We start from the raw sequence: 18,304 nt of genomic DNA, 5'->3' as shown, positions 1-18,304 counted from the left end.
CATGGGGTGACGGCATGTTTCACGGTCGGCAAAGGTGTCGGCCGTTCAATGGGGAGTTCACAGTGAAACCGGTCAAAGTAGGCATCTGTGGGTTGGGGACCGTCGGTGGCGGAACCTTCAATGTACTTCAGCGCAACGCCGAGGAGATTGCCCGCCGTGCCGGGCGCGGTATTGAAGTGGCACAGATCGCCATGCGCTCGCAGAACCCGAACTGCCAGATTACCGGTACCCCCATTACCGCTGATGTGTTCGAAGTCGCGAGCAACCCCGAGATCGATATCGTCATCGAGCTCATTGGGGGCTACACCGTGGCCCGCGACCTGGTGCTCAAGGCCATCGAGAACGGCAAGCACGTGGTCACCGCCAACAAGGCGCTGATCGCCGTGCATGGCAACGAAATCTTCGCCAGAGCCCGTGAAAAGGGCGTGATCGTCGCCTTCGAAGCAGCGGTGGCCGGCGGCATCCCGGTAATCAAGGCCATTCGCGAAGGCCTGTCGGCCAACCGTATCAACTGGCTGGCGGGGATCATCAACGGTACCGGCAACTTCATCCTCACCGAAATGCGCGAAAAAGGCCGTGCCTTCCCGGATGTGCTGGCCGAAGCCCAGGCGCTTGGCTATGCCGAAGCCGACCCGACGTTCGACGTCGAAGGCATCGACGCGGCGCACAAGCTGACCATCCTGGCATCGATCGCGTTCGGCATTCCGCTGCAGTTCGACAAGGCCTACACCGAAGGCATCACCCAGCTGACCACGGCGGACGTGAACTACGCCGAAGCCCTGGGCTACCGCATCAAGCACCTGGGCATGGCACGCCGTACCGCCGAAGGTATCGAGTTGCGCGTGCACCCGACGCTGATTCCGGCCGACCGCCTGATTGCCAACGTCAATGGGGTGATGAATGCCGTGATGGTCAACGGCGACGCCGCCGGCTCGACGTTGTACTACGGTGCAGGCGCAGGAATGGAACCAACCGCGTCCTCGGTGGTGGGTGACCTGGTGGACGTGGTCCGTGCCATGACCTCTGACCCGGAAAACCGCGTACCCCACCTGGCGTTCCAGCCCGATTCGCTGTCAGCGCACCCGATCCTGCCGATCGAAGCCTGCGAGAGCGCCTATTACCTGCGTATTCAGGCCAAGGATCATCCAGGGGTGCTGGCCCAGGTGGCGAGCATTCTGTCCGAGCGTGGCATCAACATCGAATCGATCATGCAAAAGGAAGCCGAAGAGCAAGACGGCCTGGTGCCGATGATCCTGTTGACCCACCGGGTGGTGGAGCAGGGCATCAACGACGCTATCGTTGCCCTCGAGGCCCTGCAGGATGTGGTAGGCCAGGTCGTGCGCATTCGCGTCGAGCAGCTCAACTAGGGTTGGCCTGAACAGCCTTGTGACGAACGTCCGGCAATGCTGTTTTCGGACATGCGTGACCGAGTACCGGGGCTTCTCGCACAGAGCCCCAGCGACACCCCCGACGCTGCAGCCGTACGCAGCGTAGGGGCTTTAGAACACCCTATAGTCACGGCAAGCCAAGGCGTGCCGCCCAGGAACGAGGCCTCCGGCCCTTTTCTGCTGCGGGTAAACCAGGCTTGCCGCTCAAACCAAAGGTTTGTCCCATGCGCTATATCAGTACCCGCGGCCAGGCACCGGCCCTGAACTTTGAAGACGTATTGCTCGCCGGCCTGGCTACCGACGGTGGCCTGTACGTCCCGGAAAACCTGCCACGTTTCACGCAGGAAGAAATCGCATCCTGGGCGGGCCTGCCGTACCACGAGCTGGCCTTCCGCGTCATGCGCCCGTTCGTCGAGGGCAGCATCGCCGATGCCGACTTCAAGAAAATTCTCGAAGAAACCTACGGCGAATTCGCCCATGCTGCCGTTGCCCCGCTGCGCCAGCTCAACAGCAACGAGTGGGTGCTTGAGCTGTTCCACGGGCCGACCCTGGCATTCAAGGATTTCGCCTTGCAACTGCTCGGTCGCTTGCTCGACCACGTGCTGGCCAAGCGTAACGAACGTGTGGTGATCATCGGTGCCACCAGCGGCGACACCGGCTCTGCGGCCATCGAAGGTTGCCGTCGGTGCGACAATGTCGACATCTTCATCCTGCACCCGCACCAGCGGGTTTCGGAAGTGCAGCGTCGGCAGATGACGACCCTCTTCGGCGAGAACATCCACAACATCGCCATCGAAGGCAATTTCGATGACTGCCAGGAAATGGTCAAGGCGAGCTTCGCCGACCAGTCGTTCCTCAAGGGCACCCGCCTGGTAGCTGTCAATTCGATCAACTGGGCGCGGATCATGGCCCAGATCGTCTACTACTTCCACGCAGCCCTGCAGCTTGGCGGCCCGGCCCGTTCGGTGGCCTTCTCGGTGCCCACCGGCAACTTCGGCGATATCTTCGCAGGCTACCTGGCACGCAACATGGGCCTGCCGATCAGCCAGCTGGTGGTGGCCACCAACCGCAACGACATCCTGCACCGCTTCATGAGCGGCAACCAGTACGTCAAGGAGCAGTTGCACGCCACCTTGTCGCCGTCGATGGACATCATGGTTTCGTCCAACTTCGAGCGCCTGCTGTTCGATCTGCACGGTCGCAACGGCGCGTCGATTGCCGAGTTGATGGCCAACTTCCGCCAAGGCGGCGGCTTCAGCGTCGAACAGGACCGCTGGACCGAGGCGCGCAAGCTCTTCGATTCGCTGGCCGTCACCGATGAACAGACCTGCCAGACCATCGCCGAGGTGTTTGAGACGACCGGCGAGGTGCTGGACCCGCACACGGCCATCGGCGTCAAGGCCGGTCGCGAGTGCCGCCGTAGCCTGGATACGCCCATGGTTGTGCTGGGTACCGCACACCCGGTCAAGTTCCCTGAAGCGGTCGAGCAGGCAGGCGTTGGCAAGGCGCTTGAATTGCCCGTGCACATGAGCGACCTGTTCAGCCGTGAAGAGCGATGCACCGTATTGCCCAATGACCTCAAGGCAGTACAAGGCTTCGTCAGCCAGCACGGCAATCGCGGCAAGCCGCTCTGACCTTGCAGGCTCCGGGTCGGGCCGATCCGGAGCCTCAGTGGTTTCGATGCATTAATTCAGAAAAATCCTATTCTGGCCGATCGTCATCGCGCCTAGATTAGCCGGTCCTCCCAGCAGGAGCGGCTCATGCAACAGCCCCATGTACTGATTCATCAGGTGCGCCCGTCCCACCAGATCCTTCTGCACCAGGCCCTCAATGCCCAGGGCGTGTTTCGGGTGCGGGTCTGTCAGGACAAGGCCGAGCTCGACGCGTGCCTTTCGGGCGCATTCTCCCCGGATTTATTGATTTTCGACCATGCCATGCCCACCCGCACAGGCATTGCGATACTCAAGCGGCTACCGATGGCCTGCCCGGTGCTGTTCGTCGGTCAGGCAGGTGCCCGGCGACGCAACCTGGCTGATCAGGCCCGCGGTTTTGGCTTGCAAGTCATTGCGGAGTTGCCATGGCCATTGTCTTCCCCGGCCCTGCAAAGGGTGTTGCAAATACTGCCAAGCCCGTCCGAACGTGAAAGGTCGCAACCCATCAACGCACCGACGGCGCATTCAACAGCATGAAGGGTTAGAACTTTCCGCTTTGCTTGCAGGTCTGCTCCTTACAACTCATCAAGCAAGCGAGTAATCCGGATGGAACGAATCTGCAGACTGCTCAACCAAGCCCTCACCCCTTACCAGGCGCACTTGGGCCTGGCCGATAGCCACGGTAACCGGCAATTGACCGTCCACGACCACCTGGCCAGGGTGGTATTACAGCGCACGGTCAGCGAGCGTCAATTGCAGGAGCAACGTCTGCTGGTGGACATGGTCGATGGTCTGCACCGTGATCTGCAGATCGCCGAAGGGCGGCTGCAACCTTGCGTGATTGCTGCATTGCAGCAGCGTCAGCAACCTCAGGGAACCTTTGCCTGAGCGAGTCATCAGATTGATCAGTACAGCCGGCCACTGCTTTGCTCCCGCATGGCCACTGCTGTCGCTGGAAGCCCAAGGGCTTTCGCTTGACCCCGGACGTTCTTCCCCAGCGTCCGGGGTTTCTTTTTATCTGGGTTGGGGATCTTGAAGGTTGATCGGCCCAGCGGCGTGGCGCTCGTCCTGTTCAGGGCGTTCGGCGTGTGCCGCCGTGTGCTCGCTGAAGAAAGCGCGACTGTGTTCAAGGTAGTCCGCCCGCTGAGCGAGGTCGAGCCAATGCGCATACAGGTTCGGTAGCACCGTCTGGCGCAGCTGGGTCAAGACCTGATCGATGTGGGCCATGGCGGCTTGCCCTTGCGGGCTGGCCGAGCAGCCTACATGCAGGAATTGGTAGGGCTTCACACCCTGAACCGGGTGAAATTGGTAGTCAGCAGGCGATCCGCCCTGTTGCTGGATCAGATAGCGAACTTCCGGCCAGTAGCCGAGCACCAGGCGCAGTCGGCCCAAGCGTTGCATCTGCAGCAGGTTGGCGGTGGCCTGCGTGCCGTAGTGCCGGCTGACGGAGGCATCTGGCAAGTGGCTCAGCGTATCGTCGATCACAGCCCCGTAACTGCGCTCTGCCACTACCCCAAGGCGTAGCGATGGGTCGCTCAGCAGGCCTTGAAGATCGACCGCCTCACCGTCGAGGTGGGGCGCCACCAGGGCGTGGTTTTCCTTGCGCACGACCAGGCCGCTGGTTTGCACGCCCAGCAACGGGATGGAAAAGCGCACATAGCGAGCGCGCTCGGCAGTCCACAGCAGCATCGGATCACAGGTCAGGCTGCTGCTGTCCTGCAGCATCTGCAAGCCACGCGCACGATTGACCCGCACGGTGCTGTGGGCATATTCGGGCATCTGCTGGATCAGCTGCGGTAACAGCTGGTCGATCACCCCACGACCTTCTTCCGGGCCCTCGGATACGCTGAACGGTGGCAGATCGCGCATCAGCCACAGCAATCGCTCCTGAGCGCTTGATGGCACGCTCAGCAGTGCAGCCAGTAGGGCACCCGTCCATGCCAACCTAACGGGGCGCAGGCAATGGAACAGCGACAGGCTCAGACAGCGCCCGCCTGACGCAGGGCGGCGACGGCGGCCGCATCATAGCCCAGCTGGCTTAGCAGCTCGTCGGTGTGTTCGCCCAGTGCTGGCCCGACCCAATCGGCAGAGCCTGGGGTGTCGGATAGCTTTGGGACGATGCCCGGCATGCGCACTGCCTTGCCATCGGGCAGGCGCGCCTCCAGAAGCATCTCGCGCGCCAGGTACTGAGGGTCGCTGAACATGTCTTCGGCCGAGTAAATGCGGCTGGCCGGCACCTCGGCTGCGGTCAGAGCCTGCATAAGCTGCTCCAGTGGCAATCCGTTGGCCCAGCGATCGATGACCCCGTACAGCTCATCGCGGCGCAGGTCTCGCCCGTCATTGGTGGCCAGGCTCGGGTCCTCGGCCAGGTCGCTACGGCCGATGGTCAACATCAGGCGCCTGAAGATGGCATCGCCATTGGCGCCGATCTGTACATGCTTGCCGTCTGCGCTGGTATGGATGGAGGAGGGCGTGATGCCCGGCATGATGTTGCCCGTGCGCTCGCGGATGAAACCGAAGACGTCGAACTCCGGCACCATGCTCTCCATCATGGCGAAGATGGCCTCGTACAGCGCCACGTCGACCACCTGGCCCAAACCCCCGTTGACCTCGCGATGACGCAGGGCCATCAGTGCGCCGATCACCGCCCACAACGCCGCTATGGAGTCGCCGATGGAAATACCGGTGCGCACGGGCGGGCGATCCTCGAACCCAGTGATGTAACGCAAGCCACCCATGGACTCGCCCACCGCGCCAAAGCCTGGTTGCTCCTTCATGGGCCCGGTCTGGCCGAAGCCTGACAGGCGCACCATGACCAGCCGTGGGTTGAGCGCATGGAGCACGTCCCAGCCAAAACCGAGCTTCTCGAGCACGCCCGGACGGAAGTTTTCGATCAGGATGTCCGCCTCGGCCAGCAGTTTGCGCAGGACGTCGCGCCCGTCGGGGTGCTTGAGATTGAGGGTGAGCGAGCGCTTGTTGCGCGCCTGCACGAACCACCACAGCGAGGTGCCCTCGTAAAGCTTGCGCCACTTGCGCAACGGGTCGCCGCCGTCGGGCGATTCCACCTTGACCACCTCGGCGCCGAATTCGGCGCAGATGCGCGATGCGAATGGCCCGGCGATCAAGGTGCCGAGCTCGACCACTTTAAGGCCGGCGAGGGGTTTGCTTGACGTCGACATGGGGCATCCGTGGCAGCTATGAAGAGCGGTGTTTTTATCACAGCTGCGATGCGGCAGATACTGCCGCGGCGCAACCGTGGACTGGATCGGTTAGACTGTGCGACTTTTCTTCAGGCAAGAAGCACCCCGACCATGGCCCAGCCGTCCACCACCTACAAATTCGAACTGAACCTGACCGACCTCGACCGCAATGTCTACGAGAACGTCAAGCAGACCATCGCGCGGCACCCGTCGGAAACCGAGGAGCGTATGGCGGTTCGTCTGTTGGCCTATGCGCTGTGGTACAACGAAAACCTGACATTCGGCCGGGGGCTGTCGGACGTCGATGAGCCGGCGCTCTGGGAAAAGAGCCTGGACGACCGCGTGTTGCACTGGATCGAAGTAGGCCAGCCAGATGCCGATCGCCTGACCTGGTGCTCGCGCCGTACCGAACGCACCAGCCTGCTGGCCTACGGTAGTCTGCGTGTGTGGGAAGGCAAGGTGGTGAGCGCGGTGAAGAACCTCAAGAACCTCAGCATCGCGGCCGTGCCTCAGGAGGTGCTCGAGACCCTGTCCACCGACATGCCCCGCAGCATCAAATGGGATGTGATGATCAGCGAAGGCACGGTGTTCGTGACCGATGACCGTGGCCAGCACGAAGTGCAATTGCAGTGGCTGCTGGGGGAGCGTGGCTGAACCATCCCATGCGTATCGAATCTCGCCCGCTGCCCCCGACCCTGCCGTTTCTTGGCAACCTGCCACCCTTGCTGACGCGCCTGTACGCCGCCCGTGGCGTGCTAAGCGAGGCCGAGCTGGACAAGAGCCTGGCGCGCCTGCTGCCCTACCAGCAGCTCAAGGGCATGGACGCGGGCGTCGACCTGCTGGTGCAGGCCATCGACCAAGGCCAGCGCATTCTGATCGTCGGTGACTTCGATGCCGATGGCGCCACGGCCAGTACCGTCGGCGTGCTGGGTTTGCGCCTGCTCGGTGCGGCCCACGTGGACTACCTGGTACCCAACCGCTTCGAATACGGGTACGGCCTCACGCCGGAAATCGTCGAAGTGGCATTGCAGCGCCAACCGCAGCTGCTGGTCACGGTCGACAACGGGATTTCCAGCGTCGACGGGGTCGCGGCGGCGAAGGCGGCTGGCCTCAAGGTCCTGGTGACCGACCACCACTTGCCTGGCGAGGCGCTGCCGGACGCCGATGCCATCATCAACCCCAACCAGCCAGGCTGCCCGTTTCCGAGCAAGTCGCTGGCAGGCGTCGGGGTGATTTTCTACGTGCTCATGGCCCTGCGCGCGCGCTTGCGCAGCCTGGGCCGCTACGACACCCGGCCGCAGCCGAACATTGGCGAACTGCTGGACCTGGTTGCCTTGGGCAGCGTGGCTGACGTGGTGCCGCTGGACGCGAACAATCGCATCCTGGTGCATCAGGGCCTGGAGCGCATTCGTGCCGGGCGCGCCCGGCCTGGCCTCAAGGCAATTCTGGAGGTAGCCAAGCGCGACCACCGGCGCATCACCTCCACCGACCTGGGTTTCATTCTGGGCCCGCGGCTGAACGCCGCCGGGCGCCTGGACGACATGAGCCTGGGTATCGAGTGCCTGCTCTGCGAGGATTATGCCCTGGCGTTGGACATGGCTAAGCAACTGGATGGCCTGAACCAGGACCGCAAGTCCATCGAACAGGGCATGCAGCGTGAAGCACTGGCCCAGTTGCGGGACTTGCCGGTCGAATCGATGCCCTATGGCCTGTGCCTGTTCGATGCAGAGTGGCACCAGGGCGTCATTGGCATCCTGGCTTCTCGCCTCAAGGAACGGTATCACCGCCCAACCATCGCTTTCGCCGATGCCGGTGACGGCATGCTCAAGGGCTCTGCGCGCTCCGTGCCGGGGTTTCACATCCGCGACGCGCTCGATGCGGTGGCCGCGCGCCATCCGCAGCTGATCAGCAAGTTCGGTGGCCATGCCATGGCGGCTGGGCTGTCCCTGCCCGAAGCCAACTATCCCGCGTTCGCCGAGGCCTTCGACCAGGAGGTCCGCCGCCAACTGTGCGAGGACGACCTCACCGGGCGACTGCTGTCTGATGGCAGCCTGGCGGTGGAGGAATTCCACCTGGACCTGGCCAAGGCGCTGCGCCAAGCCGGGCCTTGGGGGCAACATTTTCCGGAGCCGCTGTTCCACGGTGTGTTCCAGCTGGTCGAGCAGCGCGTGGTGGGTGAGCGCCATCTGAAAGTCGTGCTCAAAAGCGAGTGCGGCACGGTGCGCCTGGACGGCATCGCCTTCGGTATCGACCGCGAGGTTTGGCCCAACCCGACCGTGCGCTGGGTGGAGCTGGCCTACAAGCTGGATGTGAACGAGTTCCGCGGCAATGAAAGCGTGCAACTGATGATCGCCCACATGGAGCCGCGCTGAGCCAGGATCTGTGTGAAACGTTTCGAGAAGAGGCCTGGCTGTATTTAACCCAGCCTCACCGCGTATCGAGGCTTTTCACACAGCGCCCCGGGGCATCACTGCCAAATCCCATGGAACCTTCCCCCTACCCAATCTGGTCTAGTCTGAACACAGACCGGTACCGGGCCAGGAATGTGTGAACGAGTGCCCGGCCGGATCACTTTGCAGCCATTGGGAGGTGCCCTCATGAGCATGCTGCTCGAGCCTTACACCCTGCGTCAGCTGACCCTGCCGAACCGTATCGCCGTATCACCGATGTGCCAGTATTCCTCGGTCGATGGCCTGGCCAACGACTGGCACCTGGTGCACCTGGGCAGTCGCGCTGTCGGCGGTGCGGGCCTGGTCGTCACCGAGGCCGTGGCGGTCACGGCCGACGGGCGCATCACCGCTGAAGACCTCGGCCTGTGGGAGGACGCGCAGATCGCCCCCTTGCAGCGCATCACCCGTTTCATCACCGCTCAAGGGTCCATCCCGGGTATCCAGCTCGCCCATGCCGGGCGCAAGGCCAGCACCTACCGCCCTTGGCTGGGCAAGCATGGCAGCGTCACATTGGAGGAGGGCGGCTGGCAGCCGGTCGGGCCGTCGAAGATCGCGTTCGATCCTGAGCACACCGTGCCCAGTGAGCTGACCCATGCGCAGATCCAGGACGTGGTGCAGGCCTTTGTCGCCTCGGCCAGGCGTGCGCTGGACGCGGGCTTCAAAGTGGTCGAGGTGCACGCTGCCCACGGTTACCTGTTGCACCAGTTCCTGTCGCCGTTGAGCAATCAGCGTCAGGATGAATACGGCAGCTGCTTCGAGAACCGCATCCGCCTGACCTTGCAGGTGGTCGAAGCGGTTCGCGCAGTCTGGCCGGCCGAGTTGCCATTGTTCGTGCGGGTGTCGGCCACCGACTGGGTGGAAGACGGCTGGAACCCGGACGAAACCGTCGAGCTGGCCCGGCGCCTGCGTGTGCTTGGTGTGGATCTGATCGATGTGTCTTCAGGTGGCACGTCCAGCAATGCCGAGATTCCGACCGGCCCTGGCTACCAGACCCGCTTTGCCGAGCGCGTGCGCAAGGAGTCGGAGATGGCCACGGGCACCGTGGGCATGATCACCGAGCCTGCCCAGGCCGAGCACATCCTGCGCACAGGCCAGGCCGACTTGATTTTCCTGGCCCGGGAGCTGCTGCGCGACCCGTACTGGCCGTTGCATGCAGACGACGACCTGGGCGGGCACCAGGCCACCTGGCCGGCGCAATACCAGCGGGCCACCAGCCGGTCGAGCCCAATTCACGAATCGGACCTGCGCGACTGAAAGGACGTGGATGCCGGCGGCGGGTGTGCAGGCACCGGCAAGCCGCCTCCGGCGATGCAACATCTGGAAGCAAATCCTCTGTGCCGTGTTGTGGGGCAAGTCTTAATCTGGCTGCTGACTTCCATGATGTGGAGATGCGCATGATGAATACCCGGGGTTTGCTTGATCAATTGCTCAAATCCGGCCAGCAACTGCTAGAAAAGCAGGCAGGCGGGGCCAAGACGGGTGCAGGCGCCGGCGGGCTCGGCGGGTTGCTGTCAGGCGCAGGTGGTGGCCTGCTTGGCGGCGGTGCGCTGGGCGTGTTACTCGGCAGCAAGAAAGCCCGCAAGTTTGGTGGCAAGGCGCTTACCTACGGGGGGCTCGCCGCGCTTGGCGTGCTTGCCTACAAGGCCTATGGCAACTGGCAGGCCCAGCAGGCCAACCAACAGACCCCCACCCCAGAGCCCCAGACGGTAGACCGCGTACCTGCGGCCCAGGTGGAGCAGCACAGCCAGGCGGTGCTGCGTGCACTGGTCGCTGCGGCCAAGGCCGATGGTCATGTGGATGAGCGCGAACGCGCGCTGATCGAGGGGGAGTTCACCCGCCTGGACGGTGACCGTGAAGTGCAGCAGTGGCTGCATGCGGAGCTCGACAAGCCGCTGGACCCGGCCGAGGTGGCCCGGGCGGCCCAGACGCCGGAAATCGCTGCCGAGATGTACCTGGCCAGCGTGATGATGGTCGATCAGGAAAACTACATGGAACGTGCTTATCTGGACGAACTGGCGCGCCAGCTGGGGTTGGCCCAAGGGTTGCGCGAGGAGCTGGAAAAGCAGGCGCGGCAGGTCTGAGCCGCGCGTGCAGTTTTGGCCTGATCGGGAGGGTCACTGCGTTGTCTGGGCGTTCTGTCAGAACATGACACGCAATTCTGTAGGACGCCTGGGCTATACTTCGGCGATTTTTCCTGCTCGTAGTGAATCCCTGAGGGCTGAATGTGAAGAACTGGACGTTGCGCCAACGGATCCTGGCAAGTTTCGCCGTGATCATCGCCATCATGCTGCTGATGATCGTGGCGGCCTATTCGCGCTTGGTGACCATCGAATCTGCCGAGCAGGAAGTTGGGGCCGACAGCATTCCAGGGGTCTACTACAGCTCGATGATCCGCAGCGCATGGGTGGACAGTTACGTCACCAGCCAACAGTTGGTCGGGCTTTCTGACCGGCGCGAGATCAGCTCGGCCGACATGGAACTCTTCAAGAGTTTCGAAGACCGGCTCAAGCAACACATGGCCAGTTACCAGACCACCATTCGCGATGGCGAGGACCAGGCCCGCTTCGACGCCTTCGTGAAGCTCGAACAAGCCTACATGCAGAACGTCAACCAGGTGCTCAGTGCGTATCGCGAACGCAATTATGCCGAAGCCCAGCGTTTGATCGCCCAAGTGCTGACCCCCACCTGGGTCGAAGGGCGCAAGCACCTGAACGAGGTGATCGAACAGAATCGCCTGTCCGCCGACGCGGCCACCCGAGAAATCGTCAGCGCGGTGAACACGGCCAAGGGCAGCATGGTCGTGTCACTGTTGCTGGCCATCGTGGCCGCCGGTATCTGTGGCTTGCTGCTGCTGCGCGCCATTACCTCGCCCATGAGCCTCATCGTGACTGCGCTGGACAGGCTTCGCTCGGGTGACCTGAGCATGCGCCTGAACCTGGACCGCCAGGACGAGTTCGGCGCGGTTCAGGGCGGTTTCAATGAAATGGCCGAGGCGCTGGCCAATCTGGTGGCGCAGGCGCAGCGCTCGTCGGTGCAGGTCACCACCTCGGTGACGGAAATCGCGGCCACCTCCAAGCAGCAGCAGGCCACCGCCACCGAGACGGCCGCCACCACGACCGAAATCGGTGCCACCTCGCGTGAAATCGCCGCCACTTCCCGCGACCTGGTGCGCACCATGACCGAAGTCACCTCGGCCGCCGATCAGGCGTCGAGCCTGGCCGGCTCCGGGCAGCAAGGGCTGGCGCGCATGGAAGAAACCATGCACCAGGTCATGGGTGCGGCCGACCTGGTCAACGCCAAGCTGGGCATCCTCAACGAGAAGGCCAGCAACATCACCCAGATGGTCGTCACCATCGTCAAGGTGGCCGACCAGACCAACCTGCTGTCGCTCAACGCGGCCATCGAAGCCGAGAAGGCCGGGGAATACGGCCGCGGTTTTGCCGTGGTGGCCACCGAAGTGCGCCGCCTGGCTGACCAGACGGCGGTGGCGACCTATGACATCGAGCAGATGGTGCGCGAGATCCAGTCGGCCGTGTCGGCCGGGGTCATGGGCATGGACAAGTTTTCCGAAGAGGTGCGCCGCGGCATGTTCGAGGTTCAGCAGGTCGGTGAGCAACTGAGCCAGATCATTCATCAGGTCCAGGCACTGGCGCCGCGTGTACTGATGGTCAACGAAGGCATGCAGGCCCAGGCCACCGGTGCCGAGCAGATCAACCAGGCGCTGGCGCAACTGAGCGACGCCAGTACCCAGACCGTGGAGTCGCTGCGCCAGGCCAGTTTCGCCATCGACGAGCTGAGCCAGGTCGCCGCCGGCCTGCGCGGCGGCGTGTCGCGCTTCAAAGTCTGAAGGCGATGATCGACATGCAACCGCGCGCCGTGCCGGCAGGCCACGACAACGGTGCGCTGTACCTGCAGTTTCACCTGGGTGACCAGCGTTTTGCCCTGTCTGTGCAGGACGTGATCAAGGTGCTGCCCCGTCAGCCCCTCAAGCCAGTGCTGCAAGCGCCGCACTGGGTGGCGGGCATTCTTGCCTACCGGGGGCAGTTGGTGCCGGTGGTGGATTTGGCTGCCCTGTGCGTGGGGCGGCCGGCGTTGCAGCGTACCAGTACCCGCCTGGTGCTGGTGCGCTATCGCAGCGCACTGCAACTGGGCCTGATTCTGGAGCATGCCACTGAAACCCTGCGCTGCCGTGCTGATGAATTCAAACCCTATGGCGTAAACAATGACCCCGCACCTTTCCTGGGGCCGGTCCGCCAGGATGCCCTGGGGCTGGTGCAGCGCATCGAGGTCGACCAGGTGTTGCCCGAAGCCGTGCACCGAGTGCTGTACCCTGACCCACAGGGCGGGACCTGCGCATGAACGAACGGCATTTCTTTCATTTTCTGCGTGAGCGCATAGGTTTGGATGTCGAATCGGTAGGCGCGTCGATGGTCGAGCGTGCCCTGCGTCAGCGCAGCGCGGCACTGGGTGCCAGCGGTCTGGACGACTACTGGGTGCGCCTGCAGCAATCGCCGGCCGAGCAGCAGGCGCTGATCGAAGCGGTGATCGTGCCGGAGACGTGGTTTTTCCGCTACCGCGAGTCCTTCGCTGCGCTGACAGGCCTGGCGCACAAACGCCTGGCCAAATTGGCCGCCGCTCGCCCTCTGCGCTTGCTCAGCCTGCCCTGTTCGACAGGGGAGGAGCCCTATTCACTGGCGATGGCGCTGCTCGATGCCGGCATTCCCCCGGCATCCTTCCTGATCGACGGTATGGACATCAGCCCTGCGTCCGTGGCCAAGGCCAGCCAGGGTCTCTACGGGCGCAATGCGTTTCGTGGCGATGACCTGGGTTTTCGCGAACGTTATTTCGATGTCGCTGACGAAGGCCATCGCGTGCATGACCGTGTGCGCCAGCAAGTGACCCTGCAGGTGGGCAATGTCCTCGATCCGGCATTGGCCAACCGGGAGGGCCTCTACGACTTCGTGTTCTGCCGCAACCTGCTCATCTATTTCGATGTGCCTACCCAGCAACGGGTGTTCGAAACCCTCAAGCGCCTGCTTCATCCTCAAGGCGTGCTGTTCATCGGGCCTGCCGAAGGCAGCCTGCTGGCTCGCCTTGGCATGCGCCCGGTGGGTATTGCCCAGTCGTTTGCCTATGTCCGCCAGGACGATGTGACCCAGCAACGCCCGGCGCCGGCCGTGCCGATTCAACGCGACCCCATCAAGCCGTTGACCGGCTACCGCTCGGCCAGCGCCCCGGTGCCGCGCTTGCGCGGGTCCCTTGGGCCTGTGCCTGACCGGCAGACCGTCGAAGCCCCCCGGACCGGCCCCCACGAATTGCTGGCAAGCATTGCCGAGCATGCCAATGCCGGCAATAGCCAGCAGGCGCGTGATGCCTGCCAGCGCTACCTGCGCCAGTACCCGCCGTCGGCCCAGGTGTACTACTGGTTGGGCCTGCTCAGCGACACCGAAGGTGATTTGCAACAAGCACAGGTTCACTACCGCAAGGCGCTGTACCTTGAGCCGCAGCACCCAGAAGCGCTCGTTCACCTGGCCGCGCTGTTGCAGGCCCAAGGTGACCAGGCCGGGGCCCTGCGTTTGCAGAGCCGTGCCATGCGTGCCGGTCGGGAGGCTGACCGATGAACGATGAGGCCGTGACCGACCTGCTCGCCGAAACCGATGTGCGCATCGACGACTGCTGGAATCGCATCGGTGTGCATGGCAACAAGCAGTGCCCGCTGCTTGAGCGTCATGTCCATTGCCGCAACTGCGAGGTGTACGCCGCCGCTGCCACGCGTCTGCTGGACCGCTATGCACTGGTGCAGGACACCGACGCCCAGCCGGACCTGGAGCCAGTCGAGCAGGCCTGTACAGGGCGCTCGATGCTGTTGTTCCGCCTGGGGGAGGAGTGGCTGGCGTTGCCTACCGCATGCCTGGCCGAGATCGCGCCCTTGCAGGCCGTGCATTCGCTACCCCATCAGCGCTCGCGCGTGCTGTTGGGCGTTGCCAATGTACGCGGTGCCTTGGTGCCGTGCCTGTCGTTGCAGGAGCTGCTGGGTACGCCTGGCAGCGTGACTGAACAGCGCAGCACTCGTGGCTTGCCGCGCATGCTGATCCTGGCGGCCGAGGGTGGCCCGGTGGTCATGGCCGTCGAGGAAATCGACGGCATTCATCGGCTTGATCGGCCCATGGACCCTGCTCACGACGCCATGCGCTTCACGGCAGCGGTGCTGCAATGGCGCGGGCGCAGCGTGCGTGTGCTGGATGAACAACAGCTGTTGTCTGCCGTACAGCGGAGCCTGTCATGACACCTGAGCAAATGCGCGACGCCTCGTTGCTCGAACTGTTTAGCCTTGAGGCCGAGGCCCAGACGCAGGTGCTCAACGCCGGGCTGCTGGCCCTTGAGCGCAACCCCACGCAGGCCGACCAGCTGGAAGCCTGCATGCGCGCGGCCCATTCCCTCAAAGGGGCTGCACGCATCGTTGGGGTGGATGCCGGTGTCAGCGTTGCGCACGTGATGGAGGACTGCCTGGTGGCAGCCCAGGAAGGTCGCCTGCGCCTGAGCGCGGAGCATATCGACGCGCTGCTGCAGGGCACCGACCTGTTGATGCGCATTGCCACACCTGGCGACACCGCCGCCCAGGACGATGTGCCCGGCTTCCTGGTGCTGATGGCCGCCGTAGTGGAGCCCGGGGGGCCGAGCGCAGCACCTGCCGTTCCCGCACAGGCCGGTGCACCGATGGCGCCGCCGCCGGTGGCGAGCCAGGCACCGGCGGCGGCGCCTGTACCAGCGTCTGAGCCGCCAGACGATGCTGAGCCTGCGCCGCGTCGCAAGGCCGGCAAGCGCACAGTAGAGGGGGGCGAGCGGGTGCTGCGGGTGACCGCCGACAGGCTCAACAGCCTGCTCGACCTGTCCAGCAAGTCCTTGGTGGAAACCCAGCGTCTCAAGCCCTACCTGGCCACCTTGCAGCGTCTCAAGCGCATGCATGGCCAGGGCATGCAGGCGCTCGATGGGCTGCGCCTGCAACTCGAAGACAGCGGCCAGGGTGGCGAGGTGCTCGAGGCCTTGGCCCAGACCCAACGCTTGTTGGCCGAAACCCAGCAGATCCTGCGTCAGCAAGCGGCCGACCTGGACGAGTTCGGCTGGCAGGCCAGCCAGCGTGCACAACTGCTCTACGACACCGCCCTGGCCTGTCGCATGCGACCATTTGCCGATGTGCTGGCCGGGCAGAGCCGCATGGTGCGCGACTTGGGCCGCGCCCTGGGCAAACCGGTGCGCCTGATCATCGAAGGGGAGAAAACCCAGGTCGATCGTGACGTCCTGGAAAAACTCGAAGCGCCGCTGACCCACTTGCTGCGGAACGCGGTCGATCATGGCATCGAACTGCCAGACAGGCGGCTGTTGGCGGGCAAGCCCGAAGAAGGGCTGATCCGCCTGCGCGTCTCGCACCACGCCGGGATGCTGAGCCTTGAGCTGATGGACGACGGTGCCGGCGTGGACCTGGATCGCCTGCGTGCCAGCATCGTGGAACGTACCCTGTCTCCGGCCGAAACCGTCGAGCGCATGAGTGACGATGAATTGCTCACCTTCCTCTTCCTGCCGGGTTTCAGTCTGCGGGATACGGTGACCGAAGTGTCCGGGCGGGGTGTGGGGCTTGACGCCGTGCAGCACATGATCCGCGAATTGCGCGGGGCAATCGAACTGACCCAGACGCCGGGGTTGGGGTGCCGCTTCCACCTGCAGGTACCGCAAACCTTGTCGGTCGTGCGCAGCCTCGTCGTGGAAGTCGGCGGGGAGGCCTATGCCTTCCCTCTGGCGCATATCGAACACACCCTGGCGGTGGACGCCAACGACATCGTGCAGATAGAAGGGCGGCAGCACTTCTGGCATGACGGCCAGCACATCGGCCTGGTAGCCGCCAGCCAGTTGCTGCACCGGCCGGCCGGGCAAACCGATCAGAACAGCCTGCGGGTCGTGGTCATCCGCGAGCGCGAGCGCTTGTATGGCGTGGCGGTCGAGCGGCTGATCGGCGAGCGGGTGCTGGTGGTGATGCCGCTCGATCCGCGTCTGGGCAAAGTGCAGGACATTTCTTCAGGGGCGCTGCTGGACGACGGCTCGGTGGTGCTGATCGTCGATGTGGAGGACATTCTGCGCTCGGTAGACAAACTGCTCAGCACCGGTACGCTCGAGCGCGTCGAGCGCGGCGGTGCCGGCGCCTCTGGCCTGGCGCGCAAACGCATCCTGGTGGTCGACGACTCGCTGACCGTGCGTGAGCTGCAGCGCAAGCTGCTGGGCAATCGCGGCTATGACGTCGCGGTGGCGGTCGATGGCATGGATGGCTGGAACGCTCTGCGCGGCGACGATTTCGACTTGCTGATCACCGACATCGACATGCCGCGCATGGACGGCATCGAGTTGGTCACCCTGGTGCGCCGTGACCAACGCTTGCAATCGCTGCCCGTCATGGTGGTTTCCTACAAGGACCGGGAGGAAGACCGACGGCGCGGCCTGGATGCCGGGGCCGACTACTATTTGGCTAAAGCCAGTTTCCACGACGATGCGTTGCTGGATGCTGTAGTCGAACTGATCGGAGGTGCTCACGGATGAAGATCGCCATCGTCAATGACATGCCCTTGGCAGTGGAGGCCTTGCGCCGGGCCGTCGCGCTGGAACCTGCCCATGAGGTGGTGTGGGTGGCCAGCAACGGCGTCGAAGCCGTGCAACGCTGTCAGGAGCAGCAACCGGACCTGATCCTGATGGACTTGATCATGCCGGTGATGGATGGCGTGGAAGCGACTCGCCGGATCATGGCCGACACCCCGTGCGCCATCGTCATCGTTACGGTCGATCGCAAGCAGAATGTGCACCGGGTATTCGAAGCCATGGGGCATGGTGCACTGGATGTGGTCGACACACCGGCGCTGGGTGCGGGCGACGCCCGCGAAGCCGCCGCGCCATTGCTGCGCAAGATTCTCAACATCAGCTGGCTGATTGGACAGCAGCGCCCGCCGACGCCCAGGCCGGTTGCCGCACCGCTGCGTGAAGCGAGCCAGCGACGAGGGTTGGTGGCCATCGGTTCCTCGGCAGGTGGTCCGGCGGCCCTGGAAATACTGCTCAAAAGAGTGCCAGCCGGGTTCCCGGCCGCGATCGTGCTGGTCCAGCATGTGGATCAGGTCTTTGCCGCCGGCATGGCCGAATGGCTCAGCAGTGCGGCCGGGCTGCCGGTGCGCCTGGCGCGCGAAGGCGAGCCACCGCAACCTGGCCAGGTGCTGCTGGCCGGAACCAACCACCATCTGCGCCTGCTACAGAACGGGCAACTGGCCTACACTGCCGAACCGGTCAATGAAATCTACCGCCCCTCCATCGACGTTTTCTTCGAAAGCGTGGCGCGCTACTGGTCAGGCGAGGCAGTGGGGGTATTGCTCACCGGCATGGGGCGTGACGGAGCACAGGGGCTCAAGATGATGCGCCAACGGGGTTTTCTGACCATTGCCCAGGACCAAGCCACCAGTGCTGTCTATGGCATGCCCAAGGCTGCTGCGGCGATCGATGCCGCAGTGGAAATCCGCCCGCTTGAAGGCATAGCCGGGCGTCTGACGGAAATTTTTTCACAATGATGAAGCGTAACGAATCAT

16 protein-coding genes are annotated in these 18,304 nt (G+C 63.9%); 14 read left to right on the top strand and 2 right to left on the bottom strand.

The genetic code is table 11. The features are described from left to right. The first annotated feature begins 62 nt into the window (after positions 1 to 62). From NMB38_RS16835 to NMB38_RS16820, 4 genes are all read left to right on the top strand, one after another. Positions 63 to 1,367: a homoserine dehydrogenase gene (locus tag NMB38_RS16835; protein ID WP_023534107.1), complete on the top strand. Its 1,305-nt coding sequence runs from the start codon at positions 63 to 65 to the stop codon at positions 1,365 to 1,367. A 245-nt stretch (positions 1,368 to 1,612) separates the two neighbouring features. Beyond that, positions 1,613 to 3,022 carry a threonine synthase gene (gene thrC, locus NMB38_RS16830; RefSeq protein ID WP_027913825.1) on the top strand — a complete coding sequence of 470 codons (1,410 nt, stop codon included), beginning with the start codon at positions 1,613 to 1,615 and terminating at the stop codon, positions 3,020 to 3,022. A gap of 126 nt (positions 3,023 to 3,148) precedes the next feature. After that, positions 3,149 to 3,577, top strand: coding sequence for a response regulator (locus NMB38_RS16825; RefSeq protein ID WP_028686916.1), 429 nt, complete (start codon positions 3,149 to 3,151; stop codon positions 3,575 to 3,577). A 69-nt stretch (positions 3,578 to 3,646) separates the two neighbouring features. Beyond that, positions 3,647 to 3,928, top strand: a complete 282-nt coding sequence (locus NMB38_RS16820; protein ID WP_023534040.1) for a DUF3509 domain-containing protein — start codon at positions 3,647 to 3,649, stop codon at positions 3,926 to 3,928. Positions 3,929 to 4,054: 126 nt separating this feature from the next. On the opposite strand, the gene NMB38_RS16815 is transcribed toward NMB38_RS16820, so the two are convergent. Next, positions 4,055 to 4,909, bottom strand: a complete 855-nt coding sequence (locus tag NMB38_RS16815) for a TIGR02285 family protein (protein WP_230396055.1) — start codon at positions 4,907 to 4,909, stop codon at positions 4,055 to 4,057. A 110-nt stretch (positions 4,910 to 5,019) separates the two neighbouring features. Next, positions 5,020 to 6,219: a CaiB/BaiF CoA transferase family protein gene (locus NMB38_RS16810; RefSeq protein WP_027913827.1), complete on the bottom strand. Its 1,200-nt coding sequence runs from the start codon at positions 6,217 to 6,219 to the stop codon at positions 5,020 to 5,022. A 132-nt stretch (positions 6,220 to 6,351) separates the two neighbouring features. Here NMB38_RS16810 and NMB38_RS16805 point away from each other — a divergent pair, with 132 nt between their 5' ends. From NMB38_RS16805 to NMB38_RS16760, 10 genes are all read left to right on the top strand, one after another. Next, positions 6,352 to 6,894, top strand: coding sequence for a YaeQ family protein (locus NMB38_RS16805; protein WP_028686915.1), 543 nt, complete (start codon positions 6,352 to 6,354; stop codon positions 6,892 to 6,894). An 8-nt stretch (positions 6,895 to 6,902) separates the two neighbouring features. Then, positions 6,903 to 8,612, top strand: a complete 1,710-nt coding sequence (gene recJ, locus NMB38_RS16800; RefSeq protein WP_494354842.1) for a single-stranded-DNA-specific exonuclease RecJ — start codon at positions 6,903 to 6,905, stop codon at positions 8,610 to 8,612. Positions 8,613 to 8,837: 225 nt separating this feature from the next. Then, positions 8,838 to 9,944 carry an NADH:flavin oxidoreductase/NADH oxidase gene (locus NMB38_RS16795; protein ID WP_028686914.1) on the top strand — a complete coding sequence of 369 codons (1,107 nt, stop codon included), beginning with the start codon at positions 8,838 to 8,840 and terminating at the stop codon, positions 9,942 to 9,944. A gap of 143 nt (positions 9,945 to 10,087) precedes the next feature. After that, entirely contained in the window at positions 10,088 to 10,771 is a 684-nt protein-coding gene (locus tag NMB38_RS16790) for a tellurite resistance TerB family protein (protein WP_028686913.1), read from the top strand. Positions 10,772 to 10,914: 143 nt separating this feature from the next. After that, on the top strand, positions 10,915 to 12,537 hold the full coding sequence (locus NMB38_RS16785; RefSeq protein ID WP_028686912.1) for a methyl-accepting chemotaxis protein: 1,623 nt from the start codon (positions 10,915 to 10,917) through the stop codon (positions 12,535 to 12,537). A gap of 5 nt (positions 12,538 to 12,542) precedes the next feature. Further along, positions 12,543 to 13,049, top strand: a complete 507-nt coding sequence (locus tag NMB38_RS16780) for a chemotaxis protein CheW (protein ID WP_125922591.1) — start codon at positions 12,543 to 12,545, stop codon at positions 13,047 to 13,049. After that, entirely contained in the window at positions 13,046 to 14,311 is a 1,266-nt protein-coding gene (locus NMB38_RS16775) for a CheR family methyltransferase (RefSeq protein WP_125922590.1), read from the top strand. Before NMB38_RS16780 ends, NMB38_RS16775 begins: the two co-directional genes overlap by 4 nt. Beyond that, positions 14,308 to 14,976 (top strand): chemotaxis protein CheW, encoded by a 669-nt coding sequence (locus tag NMB38_RS16770; RefSeq protein ID WP_028686909.1) that lies wholly within the window; start codon positions 14,308 to 14,310, stop codon positions 14,974 to 14,976. Before NMB38_RS16775 ends, NMB38_RS16770 begins: the two co-directional genes overlap by 4 nt. Further along, entirely contained in the window at positions 14,973 to 17,276 is a 2,304-nt protein-coding gene (locus NMB38_RS16765) for a hybrid sensor histidine kinase/response regulator (RefSeq protein ID WP_125922589.1), read from the top strand. Before NMB38_RS16770 ends, NMB38_RS16765 begins: the two co-directional genes overlap by 4 nt. Then, positions 17,273 to 18,286: a chemotaxis response regulator protein-glutamate methylesterase gene (locus NMB38_RS16760; protein ID WP_104926482.1), complete on the top strand. Its 1,014-nt coding sequence runs from the start codon at positions 17,273 to 17,275 to the stop codon at positions 18,284 to 18,286. The genes NMB38_RS16765 and NMB38_RS16760 overlap by 4 nt, the downstream gene beginning before the upstream one ends. The last annotated feature ends 18 nt before the right edge of the window (positions 18,287 to 18,304 follow it).

This window comes from Pseudomonas sp. FBCC-B35 (assembly GCF_059133755.1).
Note: the sequence above shows the minus strand (reverse complement) of the source record. Positions and strands in the feature narration are given on the sequence as shown.

Coding starts and splice junctions, on each gene's coding strand:
- recJ (WP_494354842.1), top strand. CDS start 6,903: ATGCGTATCGAATCTCGCCCGCTGCCCCCGACCCTGCCGTTTCTTGGC.
- NMB38_RS16795 (WP_028686914.1), top strand. CDS start 8,838: ATGAGCATGCTGCTCGAGCCTTACACCCTGCGTCAGCTGACCCTGCCG.
- NMB38_RS16815 (WP_230396055.1), bottom strand. CDS start 4,909: ATGCGCGATCTGCCACCGTTCAGCGTATCCGAGGGCCCGGAAGAAGGT.
- NMB38_RS16790 (WP_028686913.1), top strand. CDS start 10,088: ATGAATACCCGGGGTTTGCTTGATCAATTGCTCAAATCCGGCCAGCAA.
- NMB38_RS16810 (WP_027913827.1), bottom strand. CDS start 6,219: ATGTCGACGTCAAGCAAACCCCTCGCCGGCCTTAAAGTGGTCGAGCTC.
- NMB38_RS16825 (WP_028686916.1), top strand. CDS start 3,149: ATGCAACAGCCCCATGTACTGATTCATCAGGTGCGCCCGTCCCACCAG.
- thrC (WP_027913825.1), top strand. CDS start 1,613: ATGCGCTATATCAGTACCCGCGGCCAGGCACCGGCCCTGAACTTTGAA.
- NMB38_RS16760 (WP_104926482.1), top strand. CDS start 17,273: ATGAAGATCGCCATCGTCAATGACATGCCCTTGGCAGTGGAGGCCTTG.
- NMB38_RS16770 (WP_028686909.1), top strand. CDS start 14,308: ATGAACGATGAGGCCGTGACCGACCTGCTCGCCGAAACCGATGTGCGC.
- NMB38_RS16775 (WP_125922590.1), top strand. CDS start 13,046: ATGAACGAACGGCATTTCTTTCATTTTCTGCGTGAGCGCATAGGTTTG.
- NMB38_RS16820 (WP_023534040.1), top strand. CDS start 3,647: ATGGAACGAATCTGCAGACTGCTCAACCAAGCCCTCACCCCTTACCAG.
- NMB38_RS16765 (WP_125922589.1), top strand. CDS start 14,973: ATGACACCTGAGCAAATGCGCGACGCCTCGTTGCTCGAACTGTTTAGC.
- NMB38_RS16780 (WP_125922591.1), top strand. CDS start 12,543: ATGATCGACATGCAACCGCGCGCCGTGCCGGCAGGCCACGACAACGGT.
- NMB38_RS16805 (WP_028686915.1), top strand. CDS start 6,352: ATGGCCCAGCCGTCCACCACCTACAAATTCGAACTGAACCTGACCGAC.